The 6,666-nt window shown below is 45.5% G+C and carries 7 protein-coding genes; 3 read left to right on the top strand and 4 right to left on the bottom strand.

Translation table 11 applies throughout. The features are described 5' to 3' along the window. A partial coding sequence (locus IM450_RS15935) for a zinc ribbon domain-containing protein (protein WP_287667564.1) occupies positions 1–219 on the top strand: 219 nt, incomplete at its 5' end. Positions 220–285: 66 nt separating this feature from the next. Further along, positions 286–1,224: an SGNH/GDSL hydrolase family protein gene (locus tag IM450_RS15930; RefSeq protein ID WP_287667561.1), complete on the top strand. Its 939-nt coding sequence runs from the start codon at positions 286–288 to the stop codon at positions 1,222–1,224. Between the two features lie 253 nt (positions 1,225–1,477). Here IM450_RS15930 and IM450_RS15925 read toward each other — a convergent pair whose 3' ends face one another. Next, entirely contained in the window at positions 1,478–2,605 is a 1,128-nt protein-coding gene (locus tag IM450_RS15925; protein WP_287667558.1) for a 5-(carboxyamino)imidazole ribonucleotide synthase, read from the bottom strand. Beyond that, the gene (locus IM450_RS15920) at positions 2,602–3,111 is read right to left on the bottom strand and encodes a pentapeptide repeat-containing protein (protein ID WP_002760385.1); all 510 of its coding nucleotides are present in this window, start codon (positions 3,109–3,111) and stop codon (positions 2,602–2,604) included. The genes IM450_RS15925 and IM450_RS15920 overlap by 4 nt, the downstream gene beginning before the upstream one ends. A gap of 270 nt (positions 3,112–3,381) precedes the next feature. Between IM450_RS15920 and IM450_RS15915 the strand changes: the two genes are divergently transcribed. Next, positions 3,382–4,245, top strand: a complete 864-nt coding sequence (locus tag IM450_RS15915; RefSeq protein ID WP_287667555.1) for a branched-chain amino acid ABC transporter permease — start codon at positions 3,382–3,384, stop codon at positions 4,243–4,245. Positions 4,246–4,397: 152 nt separating this feature from the next. On the opposite strand, the gene IM450_RS15910 is transcribed toward IM450_RS15915, so the two are convergent. Together IM450_RS15910 and IM450_RS15905 are read right to left on the bottom strand one after the other, a co-directional pair. Then, a complete protein-coding gene (locus IM450_RS15910; protein WP_002800162.1) occupies positions 4,398–4,781 on the bottom strand; it encodes a DUF4346 domain-containing protein in 384 nt (127 codons plus the stop codon). 308 nt (positions 4,782–5,089) lie between these two features. After that, positions 5,090–6,484 (bottom strand): DUF2252 domain-containing protein, encoded by a 1,395-nt coding sequence (locus tag IM450_RS15905; protein WP_287667551.1) that lies wholly within the window; start codon positions 6,482–6,484, stop codon positions 5,090–5,092. Positions 6,485–6,666 lie beyond the last annotated feature (182 nt).

The raw sequence follows: 6,666 nt of genomic DNA, 5'->3' as shown, positions 1-6,666 counted from the left end.
TGTGGGCATATTGCTGAGAAAATGCCGTTAAATATTCGAGAGTGGGATTGTCCAGACTGTGGGACTCACCATGACCGAGATGTTAACGCTAGTAAAAATATTTTGGCCGCAGGGCTTGCGGTGTCAGTCTGTAGAGCGACCATAAGACCAGAACAGAGTAAAACTGGGGCGGCAGGTGCGAAAAATCCTTCGGGAAAGAAGCAGAAACTCAAATCGTGAGGTTTGGGAATCGCCGTCCGTTTACGGCGGTGAGGATGTCAAAAATTAGCGAACTCTCATCTATCCGTGTTATTAGAAATTGGTATCATTCGGCTGTCTTTAATCATTTTAGGCGTTCCTTTCGCCCTTGGCCTTTTCCTTGAGGCTATTTTAAGAATTGTCTTCGGGTTCGGTAATCCGCTTATTTACGAAGCTGATGCCGAAATTGGCTATCTTTTGGCTCCTAATCAACAAACGCGCCGGTTTTCCAATTTTATCGCCGTTAATCAGTATTCGATGCGGAGCGAGCCGATTACACCCCAACGGCCTCCGGAGACGACGAGAATCATGTTAATCGGTGATTCGATCGCTAATGGCTCCTGGTGGACGGATCAAAAAGAGACCATTGCTGCTTTAATCACCAAAAATTTAGGCCAAAATCTGAGGGGTTCAGTGGAGGTTCTCAATGCTTCGGCCAATTCTTGGGGACCGCGCAATCAATCGGCCTATCTAAGACGTTTCGGCACCTTTGAATCCCAGGTGATCGTGTTATTAATGAACACCGATGATCTGTTCGCTTTAGCTCCTAGTTCGGCGGTGGTGGGACGAGAAATTAATTATCCCGCTCGCCGGCCAGCTTTAGCTTTAATCGAGTTGTACGATCGATATTTTAAGCGTTATCCTCCCCTACCACCGGTGCAAGAAGGAGGCGATCGAGTGGGCAATAATTTAACCGCTCTTGCCCAAATTCAAGCCCTTGCTCAGGCTAATCAAGCCCGTTTAATTATCGCTATTACTCCCCTCATTCGCGAAGTTAAAAAACAGGGGCGAGATTATGAATTAAAGGCCCGTCAAAGACTAGCAGATTTCACCAGCAACCAGCAGATTTTTTATCTAGATTTTCTGCCCATTTTTCAAGCTCATCCTAATCCTGATTCCCTCTATCGCGATAATATTCATCTCAGTGGAGACGGTAACGAGTTAATTAGTCAAAAACTGACCGAGGCAATCAAAAAGGTCTTTTAATTAGGGTTTGCTGAATCAGTTATCAGTTATCAGTTATCAGTTATCAGTTAAGTAGGTAGGTATTAAAAACTTTCAGATCCCCCCGCCTATCGGCACCCCCCTTATTAAGGGGGGCAGGGGGGATCGAACCTCAAATACATTTTTAATATAATTATAACCAGCTACTTATCAGTTCACTGATTACTGTTTACTGTTCACTGTTCACTGTTTACTGAAAATACTCCCCAATTCATAATTCATAATTCATAATTCCCTAACAACCATACCAAAGCTTTTCTATCTGCTTTGCTAGGGCCAATAACTCAGAGCGATCGCTTGTATCCCTTAAGAGGGTGACATGGCCTAATTTTCGACCGGGACGGGATTTTTTACCGTACCAAAAAACGTGAGCGTCTGGAATTGCCGCTAAAACTGCTCTTTTTTCCCCATAATCGCCGTCACTATCCTCAAAACCCAATAAATTAACCATGACTGCCCCAGCAGATTTTAAGTCCGTGGCTCCAAGGGGCAAATTAGCCACTGCTTGCAGTTGTAGGGCAAATTGGGAGGTAAGACAGGCAGAAAGGCTGTAATGACCCGAATTATGGGTACGGGGAGCGATTTCATTAATCAATACCTCTCCCTGGGGAGTGACAAATAACTCGATCCCGAAAACACCCACCGCCGACAAACTACTTAACAGATGATGGGCGATAGATTCGGTTTGAGCCTGTAAAGATTGGTTAAGAGCGGCGGGAGCAATCACCCAGCGACAGACTTGCTCCTCTTGATAGGTTTCCACCACGGGATAGGTGACGATTTCCCCAGTTAATCCCCTAGCGGCAACGATGGCTAATTCGCGCTCGTAGGGAATATAAGCTTCTAACATCAAGTCAAGACGCTCTAATTGCGGCTTTTTGGCGTTTAATTCTTCAGGAGTGCGAATAATAAAGGTTCCTTGACCATCATAACCGTGTCGTCGCGCTTTCAGTACTAGCGGAAAAGGATAATTTTCTAGTGGGGATAAATTATCTATCGCCCAAAAATCAGGCACAGGCAACCCTAGGGAGCGTAAATAACATCTTTGCTCGTATTTATCCAATAGGGGGCGCAGATTTGCCAAACTAGGATAGAATTGCACTCCTGTGGCCGCTAATTCTTCTAGGGCATCTAAATTAACAAACTCATTTTCAAAAGTGATCAGATCACAATGTTGAGCTAGTTTTTTTGTGCCTTCCGCGTCAGCTATTTCAGCGAAAACAACCCCGTCAGCTAAAGCAACGGCGGGATCGTCGGGGTGTGGTGTTTGTACAATCAGAGAAATGCCTAATCTCTTGGCTTCCTGTGCCATCATCCATGCTAATTGTCCACCACCAATAACACCAACCCGGGTTTGCATCATTGATCACATCCTAAAGATTCCGGGGTAGAGACGCCGGTTTTTGAGTTTACACCCTCGGCTCTTTCACAGAGATTTTTGATTTGTTGAGCGTCAAGCACTGCAAAACTAAAATCAGCACCGTTGATGTTTACTCCCTCGAAAATGGTACGCAGCATGATCGCTTCGGCAAAAATGGCATCGCTTAAATCGGAATTTTTAAAGGTACTCAGATAGGCTAACCCATTGGTTAAGTCCGCTCCATGAAAGTTGCCTTCGATGATAGAGGCTCCGTTAAACACTGCCCCGCGCAAATCGGCAGAACTAAAGTTAGAATCTTGGAGATTAACGTTAGTAAATTGGGCAGATTGCAAATTTTGTCCCGAAAAATCCTTCCCTGTCAGATTCTGGTTTTCATAACTGGCATTGGCTCCTGTGACAGCAGCAGAACTGGCAGCTAAGGCATTGACAGGAGATAGGATAAATAGTAAGGCAAAAAAAGCGATCGCTAATCGAAAGATAGTCTTCATTGGCGGAAAATTCCATCAGTGGGCATTCTTGATTTTATAGCAGTAAGTCATCAGCCGTCAGCTTTTCACCGGCCGCGAGAAATTGCTGGCACACAAACCTTTATAATGGCTGTCTAGGCTTATACTGCCATGCAATTTGGTCTAAACAAAAATATTTAAGCTACAGTCCCTCAGCTTTCAGCTAAATAAGGTAAAAGACAAAAGTTAATTAATTTTCTCTCTCCTGACTCCTATTTCTAAGGACAATTTCTGATTTATACAAGAGGTTTGATGGATACACCGCAACTTTTATTCAATGGTTTAGCCGTCGGCAGTATTATTGCTCTGGCTGCTGTCGGTTTAACCCTTACCTGTGGCATTTTGCGTCTGTCTAATTTTGCCCACGGCGATTTTATGACTTTGGGTGCTTACATAACTTGGGTGGTAAATGCTCAAGGGATTAATCTCTGGTTAGCGATGCTGGTGGGCGCAGCAGTGACAGCTATTGCCATGCTCATTGCCGAGAGATTATTATGGAAACCTATGCGCGATCGACGGGCTGATTCTACCACTTTAATTATTATTTCGATCGGTTTGGCTTTATTTCTTCGCAATGGTATTTTAATGATCTGGGGCGGTAGTAATCAACGCTACGATCTGCCTGTGATGACCGCTACAGAAATTTTTGGGATTAAAGTAGCTTTTGATCGCTTGTTAGTTATTGGTTTGGCAATTATAGTTATTATTGCCCTCCATTTGCTATTGCAAAAAACTAAGATCGGTAAGGCAATGCGTGCCGTAGCTGACAGCAACGATTTAGCTAGAGTAACTGGAATTAACGTCGAATGGGTTGTTTTCTGGACATGGATAATCACGGGAGTTTTAACTGCTTTAGCTGGAGGGATGTTCGGGTTAATTACCGGGGGAGTGCGTCCCAATATGGGCTGGTTTTTAATCTTACCAATGTTTGCGTCCGTGATTTTGGGTGGTATTGGTAATCCCTACGGAGCGATTGCTGGGGCTTTAATTATTGGTGTTGCCCAAGAAATTAGTGTTCCCTTAATTGGTTCTGATTATAAATTAGCCGTGGCTTTATTAATTATGATCTTGCTGTTATTATTCCGTCCTCAAGGTTTATTTAAAGGCACGGTTTAACAGTTATCAGTTATCAGTTAACAGTTATCAGTTATCAGTTATCAGATGTAAGTTTTAAGTTATTTATTTATCTTCATCTTTATCCCTGTTTACTGTTTACTGTTTACTGGACGGCTACGCCGTGCCTTTGGCAACACTGAAAAGCCCAATCTTTAATCCTGAATATATTCTTCCCCGGTGATTAAAGCGTATTCAGCGCGGGTAAATTCTCGACCTAAATAAGCAGCATGATCGAACATAGTAATCGGACAAGGTTGGGTTTCTTCGATCACTTTGACGGCTAATTCTTTGGCAGTTCTTGCAGTGTAAATATTCTCAGGATTGCGATCAAGTTTTTGCCTAACACCGATAACTTTTCCCGTTTCTGGATCGACGGCTAAACCTTTTTCATTGATAATATTGCTGTAATGTTTGGCACAGATTAACCCTGCTTCTCGGTCGAGATAAATAATAAAATATCCTGCGGGATCGAGAGCGATCGGACGTTTGGAAAGTTGATGATCAATAGCCGTGATTTGGGATTTTAATTCGCTCATTTTCTTGACAAAATTACTTAAATATGTAGTTGAAAGCAAGAGCAAATTATATCACATACCATCATCCTTGTTCTAGAGTATTTTGTCGAGATAAGCCCTATTTTCTGTGAGCAAATCGGCTCTGTTATTCTTTGTGTGATAAGTTTAACTTATATAGTAGTGATCGATCTTTGTGTCCTCTGTGTCTCTGTGGTTCCTTCCACTCACTCGCCCGCAGGACTGTATCTTAGAATACATTTTACCCACCAAACCTAAGAGAGCGGCGCCCCTAATCTAAGGTCGAAAAATAACAGGCTGATAGCTTAATGCTATAAATTTTCTTCCACCAAAGCCTCGACCCGTCCTGTTTTGACCGCTTCCACCAAAGCGGCGTGATCTTGTTCTGTCTGCTCGGCATAAGCGATCGCAAATTCGCCCATCGCTAGATCGAACTGATCTCCTTTCCCCAAATAACCGCTAATGGTGGCCGCATCTCCAGATTTAGCGTGGGCGCGGGCCAAGGTCCAGCCACAGAACTCGGCGTAGCGTTGCAGTTGGACGGCCGATACTCCCTCAATGGGTAGGGAAAACTTCATATCCCGCAGTTGCCGTAAATAGAAGTTATTGCCCCGTCTTCCCTGGGTCCAGCCTAAAAATATGTCGCTAGAGGATTGCATCAATCTCTGGCCTGTAACCACCCGTTGTCCCTGATTTTCATACTGGCTCTTGGCGGTATAGGGTTCAAGAACCGAAGGGCAAGCCTCCTTAACTTGTAGGATGAGGGGATGGTTATCTTCCGAGAACAATAGGGCGATATAACATCTGGTGCCGACACTACCAATGCCTACCACTTTCAGGGCAAAGTCCTCTAACTGGTAGCGATCGAACAGGACCCGGCGTTCCTCCGGCAGGGATTGGCGATAGTCTTCCAGACCCTCACGCACGAGAGTCTCCCAATCCGGTTCGTTGACATGGTAGAGAATGGGCGGCTGATCGACAAAGCGATTGCGTCCCCCGCTTTGGGTGACGATCTTGGGGTAGAGATGTTCGATGATGCGCTCGCGGGCCTTTGTCATCATCTGTTCCCGTATCTTGCGTGTCTTTTCGTCGGGAGCCATCTCGAGCACCTGTTCTACTCCTATGCGCGTGTACCACACCTCTAAGGGACTGAGGCGAGAATATTCCCGCAGGTGTTCTCGATAGGAACGAGCGCAATCGATCGCCGCTGCCTTCGATTCTCGATCGGATAGATCGCTATCCCTGCCGGCGATGACAAAACTGACCACGAGACGCTTGAGATCCCATTCCCAAGGTGCGGGTAGGGTTTCGTCGAAATCGTTAATATCGAAGACTAAATTGCGTTCGGGGGTGGCAAAAAATCCGAAGTTCAACAGGTGGCAATCTCCGCAGGCCTGCACGATAATGTCGGTTTTGGGAGTGGTGGCCAGATCGTAGGCCATCAAGGCAGCGGAACCGCGCAGGAAGGTAAAGGGACTCCGCAACATTCGTCCGTAGCGGATGGGAATTAATTCCTGTAATCGCCCTCGATTTGATGCTTCGATGATCTCGATCGGCTCTCGACCAGCTGCGGGGGGTTGCCAGATAGCGTGGCGAGAACGCGGCAATCGCTCCCGGAGGGATTTACCGATCTGGATGCGTTCCTCCCGTGAACGGAATCGAGCTTGAGAGGGTGACCGGATCGGGGTTTCTATTTGGTGGTTCATAGCGACTTTTTCCCCTGAATGAGATTACATCCCTTGCTGTTAGTTGACATCCTCGCCGCCCTAAAAGTGCGGCGATTCCTAAACCTCACGATTTAAGTTTCTGCTTCCACCACCGTCGCATACCACAGTTAAAAAACCATGTACTGTCTTACACAGAGTCCACAGACTTTCGCCCCATTTCA

This window comes from Microcystis sp. M083S1, assembly GCF_020246405.1.
Classification (GTDB): domain Bacteria; phylum Cyanobacteriota; class Cyanobacteriia; order Cyanobacteriales; family Microcystaceae; genus Microcystis; species Microcystis aeruginosa_C.
This window is presented reverse-complemented; position numbering and strand designations above follow the sequence as displayed.